This window comes from Methylobacterium sp. J-067, assembly GCF_022829465.1.
GTDB classification, from domain to species: domain Bacteria; phylum Pseudomonadota; class Alphaproteobacteria; order Rhizobiales; family Beijerinckiaceae; genus Methylobacterium; species Methylobacterium litchii.
This window is the reverse complement of sequence record NZ_JAKSXZ010000135.1, coordinates 111,575-130,350: the sequence shown is the minus strand read 5'-3', so window position 1 is coordinate 130,350 and position 18,776 is coordinate 111,575. Positions and strand designations below refer to the sequence as shown.

Below are 18,776 nucleotides of genomic sequence, written 5' to 3'. Positions count from 1 at the left end.
CCGCAAGCGGCGTTCTCAGCGCGGCATCAAAAGTCGTCACGGAGTGGGTGGAATGGGCGCGAGCGCCGGAATCGCCGAGGTGAAGCGCGACAAGCCGTGGATCATCCGCACCTATGCGGGTCACTCCACCGCGGCCGAGTCGAACAAACTCTACCGCGGCAACCTCGCCAAGGGCCAGACCGGCCTGTCGGTCGCCTTCGACCTGCCGACCCAGACCGGCTACGACCCCGACCATGAACTCTCGCGCGGGGAGGTCGGCAAGGTCGGCGTCTCGATCGCGCATCTCGGCGACATGCGGACCCTGTTCCGGGACATCCCGCTGGCGCAGATGAACACCTCCATGACGATCAACGCCACGGCTCCGTGGCTGCTCGCTCTTTACCTCGCCGTCGCCGAGGAGCAGGGCGCGCCGTTGAGCGCCCTCCAGGGCACCACCCAGAACGACATCATCAAGGAATACCTGTCGCGGGGCACCTACGTGTTCCCGCCGGCCCCCTCGCTGCGGCTGACCAAGGACGTGATCCTGTTCACGACCAAGGAAGTGCCGAAGTGGAACCCGATGAACGTCTGCTCCTACCACCTGCAGGAGGCGGGGGCGACGCCGGTGCAGGAACTCTCCTACGCCCTGGCCATCGCCATCGCCGTGCTCGACACGGTGCGCGACGATCCCGCCTTCGACGAGGCGAGCTTCCCGGAGGTGTTCGGGCGCATCTCGTTCTTCGTGAACGCCGGCCTGCGCTTCGTCACCGAGATCTGCAAGATGCGCGCGTTCTCGGAACTCTGGGACGAGATCGCTCAGGAACGCTACGGCATCGACGACCCGAAGAAGCGCATCTTCCGCTATGGCGTGCAGGTCAACTCGCTGGGGCTCACCGAGCAGCAGCCCGAGAACAACGTCCACCGCATCCTGATCGAGATGCTGGCCGTCACCCTGTCGAAGCGCGCCCGCGCCCGCGCCGTGCAATTGCCGGCCTGGAACGAGGCGCTCGGCCTGCCGCGCCCGTGGGACCAGCAATGGTCGATGCGGATGCAGCAGATCCTGGCCTTCGAGACCGATCTCCTCGAATACGACGACATCTTCGACGGCTCCCACGTCATCGAGGCGAAGGTCGAGGAATTGAAGAACCAGACCCGGGCCGAACTGGAGCGGATCGGCGGGATCGGCGGCGCGGTGGCCGCTGTCGAGACCGGCGCCCTGAAGCGCGCCCTGGTGGAATCGAACGCCAAGCGCATCTCGGCCATCGAGGCGGGTGACCAGATCGTGGTCGGCGTCAACAAGTACCAGCACGGCGAGCCCTCGCCGCTGACCGCCGGGGAGGGGGCGATCTTCTCCGTCTCCGAGACGGTGGAGATGGAGGCGGCGGGCCGCATCAAGACGTGGCGCGAGACCCGCGACGCGGCGGCGGTGCGCGCGGCGCTCGCCGGCCTGGAGGAGGCGGCGCGCTCGGGCGCCAACATCATGCCGGCCTCCATCGCGGCAGCGAAGGCGGGCGTCACGACCGGCGAGTGGGGCTCCTGCCTGCGCGGGGTGTTCGGCGAATACCGGGCGCCGACCGGCGTCACGCGGGAGACCGTCTCGGCAGGGGCGGCCGAGGAGGCGCGTCTCCTCATCGCCGATCTCGGCGAGCGCCTGGGCGAGCAGCCGAAGCTCGTGGTCGGCAAGCCCGGCCTCGACGGCCATTCGAATGGCGCCGAGCAGATTGCGCTCCGTGCCCGCGACGTCGGCTTCGACGTGACCTACGACGGCATCCGCCAGACCCCGTCCGAGATCGTCGCCAAGGCGAAGGAGACGGGGGCCCACGTGGTCGGCCTGTCGATCCTGTCGGGCAGCCACGTCCCGCTGGTGCGGGAGGTCCGGGCCAAGATGCGCGAAGCCGGGCTCGACCACATCCCCGTCGTCGTCGGCGGCATCATCTCGCCGGACGACGAGCTGGTCCTGAAGAACATGGGCGTGCGGGCGGTCTACACGCCGAAGGACTACGCCATCGACCAGATCATGATCGGGCTCGCCAAGGTCATCGAGAAGACCCTGGACGGCCAGACGAACCGCCCGCAGGAAGAGCCGGCGCAGGTTTACTGAGCGGTTCCCTTCCCCCGCCCGCCCTGTAATCTCCCCCGCGCGATACCGCCGCGATTCGCGTCGCGGCGGCGGGGGAGGGGCCCATGGCGCGGTGGTGGATCCAAGCGGTCGCGGGCGGCCTCGCCGCCTTGCTCCTGGCGGTGCCGGCGCTCGCGCAGACGAAACCGACACCCGCCGCCTTCGCGCGGAGCTTCGTCCGCCCCGGTCTCGCCAGCGATGCGATCCGCCTCGAAGCGACACTGAAGTCCGAGGCCGGCGGCTCGCTTGCCCCCGCCGCGCAGTCCCGCCGCAAGGGCGAGGGGCTGCTCGAAGCCGACAAGCCCGCCGAAGCCCTGGTACCGCTGGCCGCCGCAATCGCGGCCGATCCCGGCGATCCGGCCAATTGGCGCGCCTATGCCCGCGCGGCGGAAGCGGCGGCGGGCGAGACGGAGGAGAACGATTACCAGGGCCGCACGCGCCTGCGCGGTCAGGCGCTCGCCGCCGCCTACCGGGCCTACGAGCGCGCCCGCTCCGCGCCGGACGCCGCCGCCGCGCTGGCGCTGCTCGGCGCCAACGCCGCCGAACAGGAGGAATGGCGCCCGGCGCTCGATGCCTATGCCGCGAGCCTTGCGCTCGCCGACGATTCCGCGACCCGCGCGACCTACGAGGCGCTGCGCGCCGAGCATGGCTTCCGCATCCTCAACTACACCGTCGATTCCGACGCCGCCGCCCCGCGCCTGTGCTTCACCTTCTCGGAGCCGGTGGCGCCGAAGGCGGATTTCGCGCCCTTCGTCGCGGTCTCCGGCAGCGCCGCGGCGGCGGTGACGGGGGAGGGGTCGCAGGTCTGCGTCGATGGGCTGAAGCACGGCACCCGCTACGCGGTGGTGCTGCGCCCCGGCCTGCCCTCGTCGGTCGGCGAGACCCTGCTCAAGGCCGCCGATTACGAGATCTACGTGCGCGACCGCGCCCCCCAGGCGCGCTTCACCGGCCGCAACTACGTCCTGCCGCGCACCGGTCAGGCGGGCATTCCCGTCGTCGCGGTGAACGCGCCGAAGCTCGATGTCGAGGTGCTGCGCATCGGCGACCGGGGCCTGCTGCCGACCCTGCGCTCGGAGGATTTCCTCGGTCAGCTCAGCGGATCGACCGCCAAGGGCATCGCCGCGCAGAAGGGCGTGCGCGTCTGGAAGGGGAGCCTCGACACCGCCAAGGCCGAGATCAACCAGGAGAGCGTCACCGCCTTCCCCGTGCTGCAGGCGGTGGGGAAGCTCGAACCCGGCGTGTACGTGATGATCGCCCGGCCCTCCGGCACGGCTTCACCGGACGAGGAGAGCTACGAAGCCCAGGCCACGCAATGGTTCGTCGTCTCCGATCTCGGCCTGACGGCGACCAAGGGGCGGGACGGCGTCCACGTGGTGCTGCGCTCGCTCGGCACGGCCAAGGCGACGGAGGGGGCCGAGATCCGCCTCGTCGCCCGCGACAACGAGGTGCTGGCGACCCGCAAGACCGACGCGCAGGGCCACGCCGCCTTCGAGGCGGGCTTGAGCCGGGGCGAGGGCGGCACCGCGCCGAGCCTCGTCGTGGCGCAGCTCGGCGACGATTACGGCTTCCTCGACCTCGACCAGGGCGCGTTCGACCTCACCGACCGGGGCGTGAAGGGCCGCCCCGAGGGCGGCGGGCTCGATGCCTATCTGTTCACCGAGCGCGGGGTCTACCGCTCCGGCGAGACGGTGCAGGTCGCCGCCCTCCTGCGGGACGCGCGCGGCAACGCCGTGCCCGACCTGCCCCTCACCCTGGTGGTGAAGCGCCCCGATGGCGTGGAGTACCGTCGGGTCTCGGTGGCCGATCAGGGGCTCGGCGGGCGGGCCTATCCGCTGCCGCTGCTCTCGGGGGCGATGCACGGGACGTGGCGGATCGCGGCCTATACCGATCCGAAGGCGCCCCCGGTGGGGGAGGCGAGCTTCCTTCTGGAAGATTACGTCCCCGAGCGGCTGGACGTGACCCTCACCCCCGCCGGCCCGAGCCTGAAGCGGGGCGAGCCGGCGCAGGTGGCGGTGGCCGCCCGCTTCCTCTACGGCGCGCCGGGGGCGGGGCTCGACGTGTCGGGCAGCGTCACCGTGCAGGCCGCCGCGACGAGCGGCATCGAGGGCCTCGACGGGTTCACGGTGGGCCTCGACGACGAGCCCGTGGAGGCGACGACGCGGGAACTCTCCGCCCATGCCACCACCGACGCGCAGGGCGCGGCGAGCCTCGCCGTGCCGGTGCCGGAGGTGGTCGCCCCACGTCCGCTGGAGGCGAAGATCACCCTCGCGGTGGGCGAGCCCGGCGGGCGGGCACTCTCCCGCAGCGTCACGCTGCCGATCCTGCCGTCGGGCCCGGTGCTGGCCCTGCGCAAGGGTTTTTCCGATCTCAAGGAGGGTGACCTCGCAGCCTTCGACGTGGTGATGGCGGCGCCGGACGGGCATCGCGTCCCGAAGGCCGGCGTATCCTGGACGCTGAACAAAATCGAAAAAACCTACCAATGGTACCGCGCGGACGGGCGCTGGTCCTTCGAGGCGGCCAAGACCACGAAGCGGATCGCCAGCGGCACGCTGGACCTCGCCGCCGACGCGATGGGCCGCATTGCGGCGCCGGTCGGCCTCGGCGCCTACCGCCTCGATGTGACGGCGCCCGGCCTCGCCGAGGCGGCCGCGAGCCTCGGCTTCGAGGTCGGCTGGGCGGGCTCGGAGACGGCGCAGGCCCCCGACCTCCTCGACCTCACCCTCGACAAGGCGGCCTACGCGGCGGGCGAAACGATGAGCGCCAAGCTCGGCCCGAAATTCGCGGGCCAGGCGAGCGTGATGGTGGTGAGCGACCGGGTTCACGAGATCCGCGAGGTGAGCGTACCGGAGGGCGGCACCACGATCCGCCTGCCCGTGAAGGCGGAATGGGGCGCGGGCGCCTACCTCGTCGCGACGGCCTACCGGCCCCTCGACCAGGCGGCCCGGCGCCAGCCGGGGCGGGCGCTCGGCCTCGCGTGGTTCTCGGTCGATCGCGACAGGCGCGCCCTCACCGTCTCCGTCGACGCGCCGGAGAAGGTGCGGCCCCGGCAGGATCTAACCCTGCCCGTCAAGCTCGCGGGTCTCGCCCCCGGCGAGGAGGCGCGGATCACGGTGGCGATGGTCGATGTCGGCATCCTCAACCTGACCCGCTACGCCGCCCCGGACCCGACCCGCTACTTCCTCGGCCAGCGGGCGCTGGGGCCGGAATTCCGCGACGTCTACGGCTACCTGATCGACGGGATGCAGGGCAGCGCCGGGGCGATCCGCTCCGGCGGCGACGCGGGCGGGGCGGAACTCGCCGACGCGCCGCCGACCGAGGCGCCGCTGGCCCTGTTCTCCGGCGTGGTGAAGGTGGGGGCGGACGGCACGGCCAGCGTCACCTTCCCCGTCCCCGCCTTCAACGGCACCGGCCGGGTGATGGTCACCGCCTGGAGCGGCACCCGCGTCGGGCAGGCGCAGGCCGACGTCACGATCCGCGACCCCGTGGTGGTGAGCGCCACCCTGCCGCGCTTCCTCGACATCGGCGACCGCTCGCGCCTGTTCGTCGCCCTCGACAACGTCGAGGGGCCGGCGGGCGAGTACGTCGCCGACATCGTGCCCTCGGGGCCGGTCCTCGTGGGGGCGCAGGCCCTGCGCACCAGCTTACGCCTCGCCACCAACGGGCAGGCCCGCTTCGCCGTGCCGCTCACGGCGGCGGGGCCGGGCGTCGCCCGGCTCGATGTCGCGCTGTCCGGGCCGGGACTGGCCGCGCCCCTGTCGCGCAGCCTCAGCCTCGGCATCGCCCCCGGCACCGGGGCGCTGCTGCGGCGGTCGGTTCGCACCCTCGCGCCGGGGGAGAGCCTTTCGGTCACGGCCGACCTCCTGGCCGACGTGATCCCCGGCACCGGCCGCGTGTCGCTCGCGGCCTCGATGCTGCCCGGCGTCGACGTGCCGGCCCTCCTCCAGGCCCTCGAACGCTATCCCTATGGCTGCTCGGAGCAGGTGGTGAGCCGGGCGATGCCGCTGCTCTACGTGAACCGGCTCGCAAGCCTCGACCAGCTCGCCCTCGATCCGGACGTGGACGGGCGGGTGCGCGAGGCCATCGACCGGGTGCTCTCGCGCCAGGATTCGAGCGGCGATTTCGGCCTGTGGTCGGCGGAGGGCTCGAACGACCTGTGGCTCGATGCCTACGTCGCCGACTTCCTCACCCGCGCCCGCGAGCGCAAGTTCGCCGTGCCGCAGGGGCCGTTCGCACTCGCCCTGGACCGGCTGCGCAACGCGGTCGCCAACGCGAGCGAGGTCCGCGACGGCGGCGCCGACCTCGCCTACGCGGCCTATGTGCTCGCCCGCAACGGCCGCCCGGTGATGGGCGATCTGCGCTACCTCGCCGATTCCCGCCTCGGCGATTTCCGCACGGCGCTCGGCCGGGCGCAGCTCGCCGCTGCCCTGGCGCTGCTGGGCGACCGGGGCCGTGCGGCGCGGGTGATGGAGGCGGCGGTTTCCTCGCTCGCGGCGGAGCGGGACAGGGGCACCTACCGGGCCGATTACGGCTCGCGCCTGCGCGACGGGGCCGGGCTGATCGCGCTCGCCGCCGAGACCGGCCTCACCCACGGCGCCCTCGCCCCCGCGAGCGCGGCTCTGGGCCAGGAGCGCGCCGACGGACGCCCGACCAGCACGCAGGAGAACGCCTGGATGGTGCTCGCCGCGCAGGGGCTGGCGGACGAGGCGAAGGGCCTCTCCTTCACCCTCGACGGGGCGGCCCAGCAGGGGGCGCTCGCCCGCTCGTTCCGCGAGGCGGATCTGGCGGGGGCGGGGCGCGTGCTCGTGAACACCGGGGCGGCGCCGGTCCAGGTGTCGCTCGGCGTGTCCGGCAATCCGATGAATCCCGAGCCCGCCGAGTCCCGCGGCTACACGGTGGAGCGCAGCCTGCACCGGCTCGACGGCAGCGTGGTCGATCCCGCCACCGGCATCCGGCAGAACGACCGTCTCGTGGTGGTGCTCACGGTGACGGAGGCCAAAGCCGAGGCGGCGCGGCTGCTCCTCGTGGACCGTCTCCCCGCCGGCTTGGAGATCGACAACCCGAAGCTCCTCGACGCGGACGCGCTCAAGGGCCTCGCCTTCGCGAAGTCCGACGTGCAGCCGGTCCATACGGAGTTCCGGGACGACCGCTTCGTGGCGGCCTATACCCGCGAGCCGAACCAGCCGGCCGTCTTCACCGTGGCCTACGCGGTGCGGGCGGTCTCGCCGGGGACCTACGTCCATCCCGGCGCCAGCGTCGAGGACATGTACCGCCCCGCCCGCTACGGGCGGACGGGCACGGGAAGCCTGACGGTGGGAGAGGGAAAGTGAGGCCTTATTCCACCACGATCGGGTAGCAGCGCGCGCCGACCGCGCCGGCCAGCGCCTGCACGGCGCCGACCGTGCCGATGTCGCCGGCCACGTGGATCACGTCGGTTGCCCGCAAGGGCGGGAGATGGGCGCCCACGGGGCCGGGGCGCACGTCCGGCGGGCGCTGGCGGCCCCGCTCGGCGCAGAGCACGATCCGCCCGACCCCGGTGGCGCGCAGCCAGTCGAGGCTCTCGCGCATGTAGAGGTCGAGGGCATCGCGGGCGCCGATGGCGAGCGCCATGTCGCGATCCGGCTCGATGTAGCGCGCGGCCCGGGCGATGGCCCAGATCGGCCCGAACCCGGCCTCCGAGGCGGCCAGCACCAGCCGCCCGCCGCCCGGCCGGTAATGGCTGCGCCCCATCGGGCCCTTGAGCTTCACCTCGCGGCCGATGGCGAGGGCGTCGAGGGCGTCGCCCTCCGCCTCGCGGTTCAGGTGGAACACCGCCTCGTTGATCTCGGTCGAGCCATCGACGCGCAACGTCGGGCACAGAGTCTGGGTCGGCAGGCCGGGGAGGCTCACCGCGTAATGCTGGCCGGGCTCGTGGAGCGGCCGGCGGGTCAGGGTGGCGACGACTTCGAGGATGCCGGGGCCGAGGCGGCGCACTTGCGTCACGGTCCCCTTCAGGGTCTGGCGGGCGCGCTCCTGCGGGGCGGGGGCCGGGACGGCCTCGCCGGGGCGGCTCTCCGGCACCTCGGAGAGCGGCGCGGGGGCCTCGCGGGCGCGGCGGCCCTGGCTGCGGCGGGCGGCCGGGGCGGCGCCCTGGCCGAGGAGATGCGTGCCGTGCAGGCCGGGGACCGGCGCGATCATCCCCTCGGCCAGGGCGGCTTCGAGGGGCGTGTCGCCGGGCGAGCAGCGGACGGCACGGCCGTTGACGACGAGCGAGCAGCGCGCGCGCATGGCGGAACCCTCGCGTCTCACGGCACGATGCGGAAGGAAGGGATCGGTGTTCCCGCGGACATCGTGCGACACTGGTTCATCCTGGACGGGAACGGACGGGCGAGCGCCGGCCGGATGCCTTCAGCGGGCGCGGATCAGCAGGGAATCGACGAGGTCGGCCCAGCGCTCGCGGGTCGCCCGCACGTCGTCGTCGGGCGAGGATTCGGTGAGCAGCCGGCGCTGCGCCCGCAGGGATTCGATCTCCTGCCGCTGCACCCGCACCACCGCCTTCATCACCCCGAGCTCGGCTTCGAGCCGGGCGATGGCGGCCTCGGCGCGGGCCATGGCCGGCGCCTGGACGGGCGTGGCCTCGCGCTCGGGCAGGCGGGTGCGCGCCTGATGCGCGAGCCGCACCGGCCGGGCGATCATGCGGCGCACGAGATCCGGGCTGCCCGCCGGTTGGAAACGCCTCGCCGCCTCGGCCATCCGCTCATCCCCCCACACGCGACCTGTGGATGACTCTGGGTGAACGTGGTTAAGGCGGGCTTAACCGGACCTACGCGGCCTCCGGCGCCGCGCCGACGATCTGGCGGGCCTGGAGCATGGTCATCGGCTCGCCGAAGGCCGGGCCGAGGGCGTATTCGCAGCCAAGCTCCACCAGCGCCACGGCGTCGGCCTCCGATTCGCAGCCCTCGGCGACGATGGAGAGGTTCAGTTCGCTCGCCATCTTCACGATGGAGCGCAGGATGCCGGTCTGGCCCGAGGCGATCTGGCGGACGAAGTCGCGGTCCACCTTGATCGTGTCGAACGGGAAGCGCTGCAGGTAGGAGAGCGCCGAGTAGCCGGTGCCGAAATCAGAGAGGCACAGGCCCGCCCCGAGGTCGTGGATGCGCGAGAGCATCTGCGCCGCGTATTCCGGGTTCTCCATCACGAGGCTCTCGCTGAATTCGAGCTTCAGGGAGCCGGGGAGCACGCCGGAGCGGGCGAGCACCGTCTTCACATCGTGCAGGAGGTCGTGGCGCAGCAACTGCCGCGAGGACAGGTTGCAGGCGGCGAAGATCGGCGGCTCGACTTCGAGCGAGCGCTGCCACGCCGCGAGTTCCAGCGCGGTGCGCTCCAGGGCGAAGATGCCGAGGTTGACGATGAGGCCGCATTCCTCGGCGAGCGGCAGGAACGTCGCCGCCGGGATGCGCCCGAGCTTCGGGTGGTCCCAGCGCAGCACCGTCTCGAAGCCTGCCACCGTGCGGTCGTCGAGGCGCACGACGGGGTTGAACAGCACCCGCATCTCGTTGCGTTCGATGGCCTTGCGCAGATCGCCTTCGAGCATCACCCGGTCGGAGCGCTCGGCGCGCATGTGGGCGCGGAACACCTCAATCCGGTCGCCGCCCTGCCGCTTGGCCTGGATCATCGCGACCTCGGCGTTCTTCAGCACCTCGTCGCGCTTCTGGCCACCCTCGTAGAGGGCGAGCCCGATGGAGACGGTGAGGAAGATCTCCCGGTCGGCATAGGTGATCGGCGTGGCGATGGCCCGCTGGATCATGCTCGCGAAGGCGAGGATCCGGTCGGGGTCGCGCTCGGAGAGCAGGATCACCGCGAACTCGTCGCCGGAGAGGCGGGCGAGGGTGTCCTGCGGGCGCAGCAGCCGCCCGAGCCGCCGCGACAGGGTGAGCAGGATCGAATCGCCCGCCGAGAGGCCGATGGCGTCGTTGATGCCGGTGAAGCGGTCGATGTCGAGGACGAGGATCGTGGGCTTGAGCCGCGCGTCCTGGCCGGCGAAGGCCAGGGCCGCGTCGAGGCGGTCCCCGAACAATTCGCGGTTCGGCAGGCCGGTGAGGCTGTCATGCACGGCATCGTGCAGCAGGCGCTCCTCGGCGGTCTTCACCTCGGTCACGTCCGCGATGGTGCCGACCACGCGGATCACCTCGCCGTCGGCGCCGATCACCGGACGGGCCTTCAGCCGGTACCAGAAATAGCTGCCGGCGGACGAGCGCAGGCGGAAATCGTGGACGATGCGGCCGCGCCGCTCCTCGATCACCGTGTCGAGGGCCGCCGAGTAGCGCTCCACGTCGAACGGGTGCAGGGCGCCGAGCCAGTTCGCGGCCGGGCCTTCCAGCGCCCCGCGCGACAGGCCGAGCTGCGCCTCGATCTCGGGGCCGACGAAGATCTTGTCGGCGGGCACGTCCCAGTCGAACACCACGTCGCCCGCGCCGGTCAGCGCCAGCGCCCGGCGCTCGGTGTCGGAGACGAGGGCGTGGGAGAGGCCGCTGCCCGCGAAGGCGTGCTGCAGCACCGTGAAGCCGATCAGCATCACGATCAGCACGAGGCCGCCGATGAGCGCCGGCTGCACGAGGTCGCTGCCGATCTGGCCCGTCACCGCGAAGCCCGCCGCCGTCACCCAGATCATCAGCAGGAGCCAGGTCGGCACCAGCAGGATCGCCCGGTCGTAGCCGTTGTGGACGGAGAGGTAGAGGATCAGCAGCAGGCCGATGCCGGCCACCGCCGCGATGGAGATGCGCGCCACCCCCGCCGCCACGGGCGGATCGAACACCGCGAGCCCGACGAGGCCCGCGAGGAAGGCGAGCCAGAAGAAGGCGACGTGGCTGTAGCGGACGTGCCAGCGGGCGAGGTTCAGGTAGGCGAACAGGAACACCAGCAGCGTCGCGCCGAGCACCGCCTCGGCGGAAGCGCGATAGACCCGCTCGGCCAGTTCGGTGACGGGGAAGACCCGCTGCAGGAAGCCGAAATCGATGCAGGCATAGGCGAGCACCGACCATGCCAGCGCGGCGGCGGCGGGGAAGATGATCGCGCCCTTCACCACGAAGACGATGGTGAGGAACAGGGCCAGCAGCCCGCTGATGCCGATGATGATGCCCTTGTAGAGCGTCAGGCCCGCCGTCTTCCGGCGGTAGGCGTCTTGGTCCCACAGGTGGAGTTGCGGCACGTTCGCGTTGCGCAACTCGGCGACGTAGGTGACCGTCGTGCCGGGATCGAGGGTGATGGTGAACTGGTCCGCGTCCGGGTTCTCGTCGCGCTCGGGGCGGATGCCCTGGCTCGCGGTGATGGCGGCGATGCGCGAACCGCCGAGATCGGGCCAGATCACCCCGGAGCCGACCAGCCGGAAATGCGGGGCGATGAGGATGCGGTCGATCTGCTCGTCGGTGTCGTTCGTCAGCGCGAAGGCGATCCAGTCGGGCCGGGCGCCCGCGTCGCGGGCCTTCACGACGATGCGCCGCTTGATGCCGTCCTTGCCGGCGGCGGTGGAGATCTGAACGAGGTCGCCGTCCGACCGGTAGCGCTCGATGGCGCCGGTCAGGTCGATCACCGGCTGGTCGAGGCCGACCCTGACCGCCTCCACGGCGCGGGCGGGGCCGACCGAGACGAGGCCGCCGACCAGGATCAGAAGGAGGGCGAGGATGCGCAAGGGGCTGACGTGTCCGGCCGGGGGTGTCTGCATCGGCCGCCCTGGCGGCCTCGATTGGTAAAGACGGCGTGAAGGCCCGGCAAGGCCGAGGGCGCGCCGGTCCACCGTTCGCGGATCGCGCCCCTTTGCGGCCAAATCAAGTTGAAGGCGGTTCAGCGCCCGCCCGACAGCCCCGCCGCGATCCGCTCCAGCGACGGCAATCCCGCGATGGGGCCGATGGCGGCGAGCGTCGGCGACCCGGCGAGCATCGTCGCGGCCACCCGGCGCACGTCCTCGACCGTCACCGCATCGACCTTGGCGATCACCTCGGCGGCGGGGATCACCCGGCCCCAGGCGAGGATCTGGCGGGCGTTGCGCTCGATCCGCCCGCCCGGCGTCTCGAGCGCCGAGAGCAGCGAGACCTTCAATTGCGCCTTGGCGCGGGCGATCTCGGTCTCGTCGAGGTCGCGGGCGGCGCGGGTGGTGGCCTCCAAGGTCACGTCCACGAGTTCGGCCACGTCCGAGCCCGCCGTGCCCGCGCCGATGCCGAACAGGCCGCAATCGGAGAAGGGCCAGTGGAAGGCCTGGATCTCGTAGGCGAGGCCGCGCGTCTCGCGCACCTCGTGCCACAGGCGCGAGGTCAGGCCGCCGCCGAGCACCTGCGCGAACATGTGCAGGGCGTAATAGCCCTCGTCGCGGAAGGAGAGGCCGGGCAGGCCGATCACGAGGTTGGCCTGTTCGAGCTTGCGCTTCATCCGCCGCTCGCCGCCGCCATAGCGGCCGGGCTCCATCGGCGGCGCCTCGACGGCCTTCATGCCCCCGAAATGCTGCTCGGCCGCCGCCACGATGGCCTCGTGCTCGACGCAGCCCGCCCCCGCCACCACGAGGCGGTCCGGGGTGTATTCGCGGGCGAGGTAGGCGCGGATGCCCGCCTCGTCGAAGCTCTGGATCGTCTCCGGCCGCCCGATGATCGGGCGACCCACCGGCTGGCCGGGGAAGGCGGCCTCGGTGAAGGCGTCGTAGACGACGTCGTCCGGCGTGTCCTCGATGGCCGCGTATTCCTGCAGGATCACGCCCTTCTCGCGGGCGAGTTCGCCCTCGTCGAAGGTGGCGCTCGTCAGGATGTCGCCGATCACGTCGAGGGCGAGGCCGGTATCCTCGCCCAGCACGCGGGCGGTGTAGCTCGTCGTCTCGGTGGAGGTGGCGGCGTTGATCTCGCCGCCGACGTTCTCGATCTCCTCGGCGATGCCCCGCGCGGTGCGCCGGGCGGTGCCCTTGAACGCCATGTGCTCGATGAGATGCGACAGGCCGCTCTCGGCGGGGCGCTCGTGGCGGGAGCCCGCCCCGACCCAGACGCCGAGGCTCGCGGTCGCCACCCCCGGCATCGGCTCGGTCACGACGCTCACCCCGTTGGGCAGGCGGGTGACGCGGAGGGTCGGGGAGGCGGCGTGCGTCGAGAAATGCTGGTTCATCGGTGGCTCAGCCGCCCTTCGTGATGCGGGCGCGCTCGCGGATGAGGCGCTCGATGGCTCCCTGGTCGTTGGCGACGCGGGTCAGGCGCTCGGGCCGGTCCATCAGGTCGGCGAGGTGCGGGGGCAGGGCAGGGCGCCGGCCGCCCGTCGCCTTGGAGACCGCATCGGGGAACTTCGCCGGATGGGCGGTGGCCAGTGCCACGACTGGCGTCGCCGGGTCCTTCTCCAGCAGGCGGCGGCCCGCGTTCACGCCGATGGCGCTGTGCGGATCGAGGGTCACGCCGGTCGCCGCGTGGCTGAAGGCGATCTCCTCCATCACGGCGCTCTCCGGCACCGCGTGGGCGTCGAACTCGTTGCGGATCGTGGCGAGCACCGCGTCGTCGAGGTGGAACCCGCCCGATTGCTTCAGCCCGGCCATGAGCCGCGACAGGCTCGATGCGTCCCGGCCGAGGGCCTCGAACAGCAGCCGCTCGAAATTCGAGGAGATCTGGATGTCCATGGAGGGCGAGGTGGTGGGCTCGACGCCGCGCAACTCGTAGGCGCCGTGCTCCAGGGTGCGCACGAGGATGTCGTTGGCGTTGGTGCCGATCATCAGGCGCTTGATCGGCAGGCCCATCTTCTTGGCGACCCAGCCGGCGAGGATGTCGCCGAAATTGCCGGTCGGCACCGCGAAGGAGACCTCGCGGTGCGGGGCGCCGAGCGCCACGGCGCTGGTGAAGTAATAGACCACCTGCGCCGCGACGCGGGCCCAGTTGATGGAGTTCACGCCGGAGAGGCGGACCTCGTCGGCGAAATCGCCGTGCTGGAACAAGGCTTTGACGATGTTCTGGCAATCGTCGAACGTGCCGTCGATGGCGAGCGCGTGGACGTTCGGGGCGTCCACGGAGGTCATCTGCCGCCGCTGCACCTCCGAGACCCGCCCGTGCGGGTAGAGGATGAACACGTCGACCTGATCGAGCCCGCGGAACGCCTCAACGGCGGCCGAGCCGGTGTCGCCGGAGGTGGCGCCGACGATGGTCGCCCGGCTGCGGCGCTGGCGCAGCACGTGGTCCATCAGCCGGCCGAGCAGCTGCATCGCCACGTCCTTGAACGCGAGCGTCGGGCCGTGGAAGAGCTCCAGCAGGAACAGGTTGTCGTCGATCTGGGTGATCGGGCAGATCGCCGGGTGCCGGAAGGTGGCGTAGGCGTCGTCGATCATCCGGTCGAGGTCGGCATCGGCGATCTCGCCGTCCACGAGCGGGCGCAGCACGCGCTTGGCGGCCTCGGCATAGGGCTTGCCGGCCAGCGCGGCGATCTCGTCGCGGCTGATTCGCGGCCAGGTCTGGGGCACGTAGAGGCCGCCATCGCGGGCCAATCCGGCGAGCAGCGCATCCGAGAACGAGAGCGGCGCGGCCTCGCCGCGGGTCGAGACGTGGAGCACAGGGGCCTCCGTGGGAAGGCGGTCCCTCTACACGATGCGGGCTTGCGTGTCGAAGTCGATGCCGTTGCACCTGAAGGGCGCTCGCCCTCCCCCCTCTGCGGGGGAGGGTGGCCCCCACGTGAGTGGGGGTCGGGAGAGGGGAACCCCGCTTCAGAACGAAGCGAGCGCATGGTGAGAAGTGGTGCCCGGTTCGGCACCGTCGCTCCCCTTTCCCGACCCCCTATCGGGGGCCACCCTCCCCCGCAAAGGGGGGAGGGAGTCTGTCGCGTGCAGTATGATACGGTCGTGTCTTTCGAGGCGTCTCAATGAGCGAGACTGACATCGTCACCGTCGGCCGCGCGCTGCCGAAGCTGGCGGGCGTCGAGCCGGGGCCGGGACGGTTCGCCGTCACGGTACGCTGGGCGGAGGGGACCCGCGCCGGCCGCGCGGAGATCGTGGACCTCGCGCCGGTGATCTTCACCTTTAAGGTCTTCAAGCCCCTGCGCGACGGCGCGGTGCCGTTCGCCGATCTCTGCTTGGGCGAGTGGGGGGCTTCGGTGGTGTGGCCGGGGCACGACGACCTCGATATCGGCGCGGAGACGATCGAGGAACTGGCCGAGGCGGCCATGACCAACGCGGACTTCTCGACCTTCCTGAGGCGCAACAACCTCACCCTCGACGCCGCCGCCGCCCATCTCGGGATCGCCCGGCGGCTCGTGGCCTATTACGCCAAGGAGCGGGAGATCCCGCGCTACATCGCACTCGCGTGCCGAGAGCTGGACCGGTCCCTCACGCGCTGATCCCCGGCGCCTTGACGAGGCGGCAGCCGGTGATGCGCCATTCGCCGTCGGGCTGGCGGTCCAGGGTGTACTCCGCCGTCCAGTCGGTGCCGTTCTCGTCCTGGATCGCCACCGTTTGGCTCACCGAGGTCTCGCCGACGTCGCGGGCGGTGCCGAAGACGAAGCTGCGGTGGCGGTAGACCGGCTGGTACTGGTTGCGCACCATCCCGAGGAACAGGTCCGCGTTCGGGAAGATGTCGCGGATCGCCGGGGCCGCCTGGGCGTAGGCGGTCGGGGCGTCGTCCCGGCCGAAGGCCTCGGCCTGCCGGCTGATGACCGCCCGGGCCGCCGCCTGTTCCGCCTCGCCGGCCCACGCCCCGGACCCGAGGCATCCCAGAAGAAGGAAGAGACAGGACAGGGCGCGCATGGCTGGTCCCTCCGGGGAGTAACCATGAATTGTAGGCGGCTGCGCGATCCCGGCAAGCGTCAGGCGGGGATCGTCATCGCCAGGGCCGCCAGCGGCAGGGCGACGACATCGACGGCCGCCGCCGCCACGGGAAGCATCGCCGGCCAGCGCCCGGCCTCCTCCCGTCGGGTGCGGGCGAAGGCGAGGACGAGCATCGGCACGAGGGGCAGGAGGTAGCGCCCCTGCGGGCCGTCGATCCGGTTTTCGCCGACATTCGTCCAGGTGAGGTATTGCGAGATCACCACGAGCCACAGGCAGGCGACGGCCGCCGCCGGCAGGATCAAACGCTCCGGCCAGGGGGGCAGGGTGCCCTGCCGCAGCAGGAGGAGCGGCACGAGCAGGGCCACGGCCCAGAGCCCGTAGAGGACGCCCGGCAACGGCCTGTCGAGCCAGCCGAAGATGCCGATGGCGCCCTTGTAGAGGATGGTCAGGTGCTTGACCGTGCCGAGGAAATGGCCCGGCAGGGTGGCGATCCGGGCGGGTTTTTCGAGCAGGACCTGCGCCTGCGCCTTCGGATCGGTGGCGGTGAAGGTCGCCGGGCGGGGGCCGGACCAGAGCGGCCCGGCCTCGTAGGCGGCGCGGGGCACGGGCGTCGCGACATAGGTCGTCGCCGCCGCCGTCCAGAGGATGGCGGGCAGCACGGCGAAGAACGCCGCCGCGAGGCGCCGGGCGGCGTGGCGCATCCACTCGCCCCGGGGGGGCAGGGGCACCAGCAGCATGGCGGCGAGCCCGGCATAGGGGGGCTTGGCCAGCACCACGAGGGCGAGGCTGAGGATCGCGCCGGACAGCCGCCAGCGGGCGCCCGCTCCGGTGAGCGGCCGGGGCGTGAGCAACGCGGCGGCGAGCGCCGCGAGGGCGATGATCGGGGCGTCCTGGTTGAACGAGGCCGCCAGCGACAGGGTCATCGGCAGGGCGAGGACGGCGAACAGCGCGACCCGCCCGCGATGGGCGAGCGCGAGGGCGGCGAGCGCGATCGCCAGGGTCGCCGTCGCGTTGCCGAGCCGACCGAGATAGAAGCCGACCTCCGCCGCGAGGTCGAGGACGCGCGCGATGCCGAGCCCCGCCGCGCCGGGCAGGTAGAGGAAGGGCGGATAGGTGCCGACCGTGTAGAGCGGCACGAAGATCCGGCCGCGCGCGTCGGGCTCGCTCTCGACCGCCGAGATGGCGCCGCCGAAATCCTTGGGCCGGGAGCGGCCGATCCGGTCCCAGACCGGGTCGAGGCGCACCCCCGCCGCAAGATGGGTCGAGCCGTCGGAATAGCGCACGCTCTCGCGATGGCCGACCATGTCGCCCTGGATCAGCGCGGCGGCGCGGGCGAGGTGGGCGCCCTCGTCGGCGACCTCGCCGGGCGGGACGATCAGCGCGAGGGCGATGCAGACCGGGGCGCACAGGACCAGATAAGCGAGGCACCAGAATCTTGGGCCGGAGGGCAGGCGCATCACGCGGGGATGTCCCCGTCCGGCAGGCTCTCCGGCGGGAGCGCGTCGCCCAGGATCCGGCGCAGGCGCAGCATCAGCAGCACGGTCGCGAGCGCGCCCGCACAGAGCATTCCGAGGCGCAGCCATTCCGCCGGTCCGGCGCCGGAGAGGAGATGGCCGCCCCCGCGCCCCAGCGCCCCGAGGGCGACGTAGGCGAACAGGGCCGGCAGGGCGGCGAGCGTGCCGAGGGCGTAGTCGCGTAGAGGGACCGCGCTCGCCCCGAGGGCGAGGCTCGTCGGCGCGAAGGGCATGATCGGCGAGAGCCGGATCAGGCAAACGAGGCGCCAGCCCTCGGCCTTGAGGGCGCCGTCGAGGGCCGCGAGCCGCCGTCCGCCGAACCGGGCCAGCGTGCGGGCGCCGAGCATCGTCCGCGCGAGGCCGAAGGTGATGAGCGCCCCCGCCAGGGTGCCGAGGGCGGCGACGCAGAAACCCTCGACCGGTCCGAGGAGCGCCCCCGCCGCGATGCCGACGCCGGAGGCCGGCACGATCCCCGAGGCGGCGACCAGCGCCTGCACCGCCACGATGATCGCCGGCCCCGCCGGGCCGAGGCCCCGCAGCGAGGCGGTCAGCCGCTCGGCGGCATCGGGGGCGAGGACGCCCACCGCCAGCGGCGCGGCAGCGAGCCCCGTGAGCAGCGCGAGGCCGGCGAGGCGGCGGAGCGGGGGGCGCCTCACGGACGCGCCTCCACGGGGGCGGGAGCGTCCGCGAAGAGCGGGTCCGCCTTCAGGCCGGCGTGGTGCAGGCGGTAGGCGAGGCTCGTGCGTAGGACGCCGAGGCCATAGATGCAGGAGCGCCGGAAGTTGATGGACGAGGCGTCGTCGAAATACCGCGTCGGGCAGGAGATCTCGCCGATGCGGAAGTCCTGGTGCATGGCGAGCGCCAGCATCTCGTTGTCGAAGACGAAATCGTCCGAGCAGCGGTCGAGGGGCAGGGCTTCGAGCACCCTGCGGCTCCAGGCCCGGTAGCCCGAATGGTATTCGGAGAGCTTGTGGCCCATCAGCCAGTTCTGCACGAGGGTGAGCCCCCGGTTGGCGACGTACTTGTAGAGCGGCATCCCGCCCTTGAGCGCGCCGTTGCCGAGGATGCGCGAGGCCAGCACCGCATCGTACTCGCCGGAGACGATCATGGAGGCCATCGCGGTCACGAGGCGCGGGGCGTATTGATAATCCGGGTGGAGCATCACCACCACGTCGGCGCCGCGATCCAGGGCGGTGCGGTAGCAGGTCTTCTGGTTGCCGCCGTAGCCGAGGTTCTTGGCGTGGCGCACCGTGTGGATGCCCAGCCGCTCGGCCACCGCCACCGTCGCGTCCCGGCTGGCGTCGTCGATGAGGATCACGTCATCGACGATGTCGAAGGGGATCTCGCGGTGGGTGCGTTCCAGGGTCGCCGCCGCGTTGTAGGCAGGCAGGACGACGGCGATTCGGTGTCCGTGGAGCATCGG

General features: G+C 72.1%; 12 protein-coding genes. 3 read left to right on the top strand and 9 right to left on the bottom strand.

All coding sequences use genetic code 11. The annotated features are described in order from the left end of the window. Nucleotides 1-52 precede the first annotated feature (52 nt). Nucleotides 53-2,080, top strand: coding sequence for a protein meaA (locus MKK52_RS20445; RefSeq protein WP_243956971.1), 2,028 nt, complete (start codon nt 53-55; stop codon nt 2,078-2,080). An 83-nt stretch (nt 2,081-2,163) separates the two neighbouring features. Continuing rightward, the gene (locus MKK52_RS20440) at nt 2,164-7,425 is read left to right on the top strand and encodes an alpha-2-macroglobulin family protein (RefSeq protein ID WP_243956969.1); all 5,262 of its coding nucleotides are present in this window, start codon (nt 2,164-2,166) and stop codon (nt 7,423-7,425) included. Nucleotides 7,426-7,429: 4 nt separating this feature from the next. Here the strand turns inward: MKK52_RS20440 and MKK52_RS20435 are convergent, their stop codons facing one another. The 5 genes from MKK52_RS20435 to thrC all read right to left on the bottom strand — a co-directional run bounded on the left by MKK52_RS20435 (nt 7,430) and on the right by thrC (nt 14,633). Further along, a complete protein-coding gene (locus tag MKK52_RS20435) occupies nt 7,430-8,362 on the bottom strand; it encodes a ferredoxin--NAD(+) reductase (protein ID WP_243956967.1) in 933 nt (310 codons plus the stop codon). A 120-nt stretch (nt 8,363-8,482) separates the two neighbouring features. Next, on the bottom strand, nt 8,483-8,827 hold the full coding sequence (locus tag MKK52_RS20430; RefSeq protein WP_243956959.1) for a hypothetical protein: 345 nt from the start codon (nt 8,825-8,827) through the stop codon (nt 8,483-8,485). Between the two features lie 70 nt (nt 8,828-8,897). After that, entirely contained in the window at nt 8,898-11,795 is a 2,898-nt protein-coding gene (locus MKK52_RS20425) for an EAL domain-containing protein (RefSeq protein ID WP_243956957.1), read from the bottom strand. Between the two features lie 119 nt (nt 11,796-11,914). Then, entirely contained in the window at nt 11,915-13,213 is a 1,299-nt protein-coding gene (locus tag MKK52_RS20420; RefSeq protein WP_243956954.1) for a M16 family metallopeptidase, read from the bottom strand. 7 nt (nt 13,214-13,220) lie between these two features. Next, nucleotides 13,221-14,633, bottom strand: a complete 1,413-nt coding sequence (gene thrC, locus MKK52_RS20415; RefSeq protein ID WP_243956952.1) for a threonine synthase — start codon at nt 14,631-14,633, stop codon at nt 13,221-13,223. Between the two features lie 305 nt (nt 14,634-14,938). Here thrC and MKK52_RS20410 point away from each other — a divergent pair, with 305 nt between their 5' ends. Continuing rightward, nucleotides 14,939-15,412, top strand: a complete 474-nt coding sequence (locus MKK52_RS20410; protein WP_243956950.1) for a DUF2442 domain-containing protein — start codon at nt 14,939-14,941, stop codon at nt 15,410-15,412. On the opposite strand, the gene MKK52_RS20405 is transcribed toward MKK52_RS20410, so the two are convergent. Genes MKK52_RS20405 through MKK52_RS20390 form a run of 4 tightly spaced genes read right to left on the bottom strand, consistent with a single transcriptional unit; the run spans nt 15,402 to nt 18,773 of the window. Next, a complete protein-coding gene (locus MKK52_RS20405) occupies nt 15,402-15,818 on the bottom strand; it encodes a DUF4864 domain-containing protein (protein WP_243956948.1) in 417 nt (138 codons plus the stop codon). The genes MKK52_RS20410 and MKK52_RS20405 overlap by 11 nt on opposite strands. A 59-nt stretch (nt 15,819-15,877) precedes the next feature. Further along, a complete protein-coding gene (locus MKK52_RS20400) occupies nt 15,878-17,296 on the bottom strand; it encodes a DUF2142 domain-containing protein (protein ID WP_243957068.1) in 1,419 nt (472 codons plus the stop codon). Beyond that, entirely contained in the window at nt 17,296-18,009 is a 714-nt protein-coding gene (locus MKK52_RS20395; RefSeq protein ID WP_243956946.1) for a TVP38/TMEM64 family protein, read from the bottom strand. The genes MKK52_RS20400 and MKK52_RS20395 overlap by 1 nt, the downstream gene beginning before the upstream one ends. Beyond that, the gene (locus MKK52_RS20390; protein ID WP_243956943.1) at nt 18,006-18,773 is read right to left on the bottom strand and encodes a glycosyltransferase family 2 protein; all 768 of its coding nucleotides are present in this window, start codon (nt 18,771-18,773) and stop codon (nt 18,006-18,008) included. Before MKK52_RS20390 ends, MKK52_RS20395 begins: the two co-directional genes overlap by 4 nt. Nucleotides 18,774-18,776: the final 3 nt, after the last annotated feature.

What these genes read in the sequence shown, in the direction of transcription:
- MKK52_RS20445 (WP_243956971.1), top strand. Translation starts at nt 53, where the DNA reads ATGGGCGCGAGCGCCGGAATCGCCGAGGTGAAGCGCGACAAGCCGTGG.
- MKK52_RS20440 (WP_243956969.1), top strand. Translation starts at nt 2,164, where the DNA reads ATGGCGCGGTGGTGGATCCAAGCGGTCGCGGGCGGCCTCGCCGCCTTG.
- MKK52_RS20435 (WP_243956967.1), bottom strand. Translation starts at nt 8,362, where the DNA reads ATGCGCGCGCGCTGCTCGCTCGTCGTCAACGGCCGTGCCGTCCGCTGC.
- MKK52_RS20430 (WP_243956959.1), bottom strand. Translation starts at nt 8,827, where the DNA reads ATGGCCGAGGCGGCGAGGCGTTTCCAACCGGCGGGCAGCCCGGATCTC.
- MKK52_RS20425 (WP_243956957.1), bottom strand. Translation starts at nt 11,795, where the DNA reads ATGCAGACACCCCCGGCCGGACACGTCAGCCCCTTGCGCATCCTCGCC.
- MKK52_RS20420 (WP_243956954.1), bottom strand. Translation starts at nt 13,213, where the DNA reads ATGAACCAGCATTTCTCGACGCACGCCGCCTCCCCGACCCTCCGCGTC.
- MKK52_RS20410 (WP_243956950.1), top strand. Translation starts at nt 14,939, where the DNA reads ATGAGCGAGACTGACATCGTCACCGTCGGCCGCGCGCTGCCGAAGCTG.
- MKK52_RS20405 (WP_243956948.1), bottom strand. Translation starts at nt 15,818, where the DNA reads ATGCGCGCCCTGTCCTGTCTCTTCCTTCTTCTGGGATGCCTCGGGTCC.
- MKK52_RS20400 (WP_243957068.1), bottom strand. Translation starts at nt 17,296, where the DNA reads ATGCGCCTGCCCTCCGGCCCAAGATTCTGGTGCCTCGCTTATCTGGTC.
- MKK52_RS20390 (WP_243956943.1), bottom strand. Translation starts at nt 18,773, where the DNA reads ATGCTCCACGGACACCGAATCGCCGTCGTCCTGCCTGCCTACAACGCG.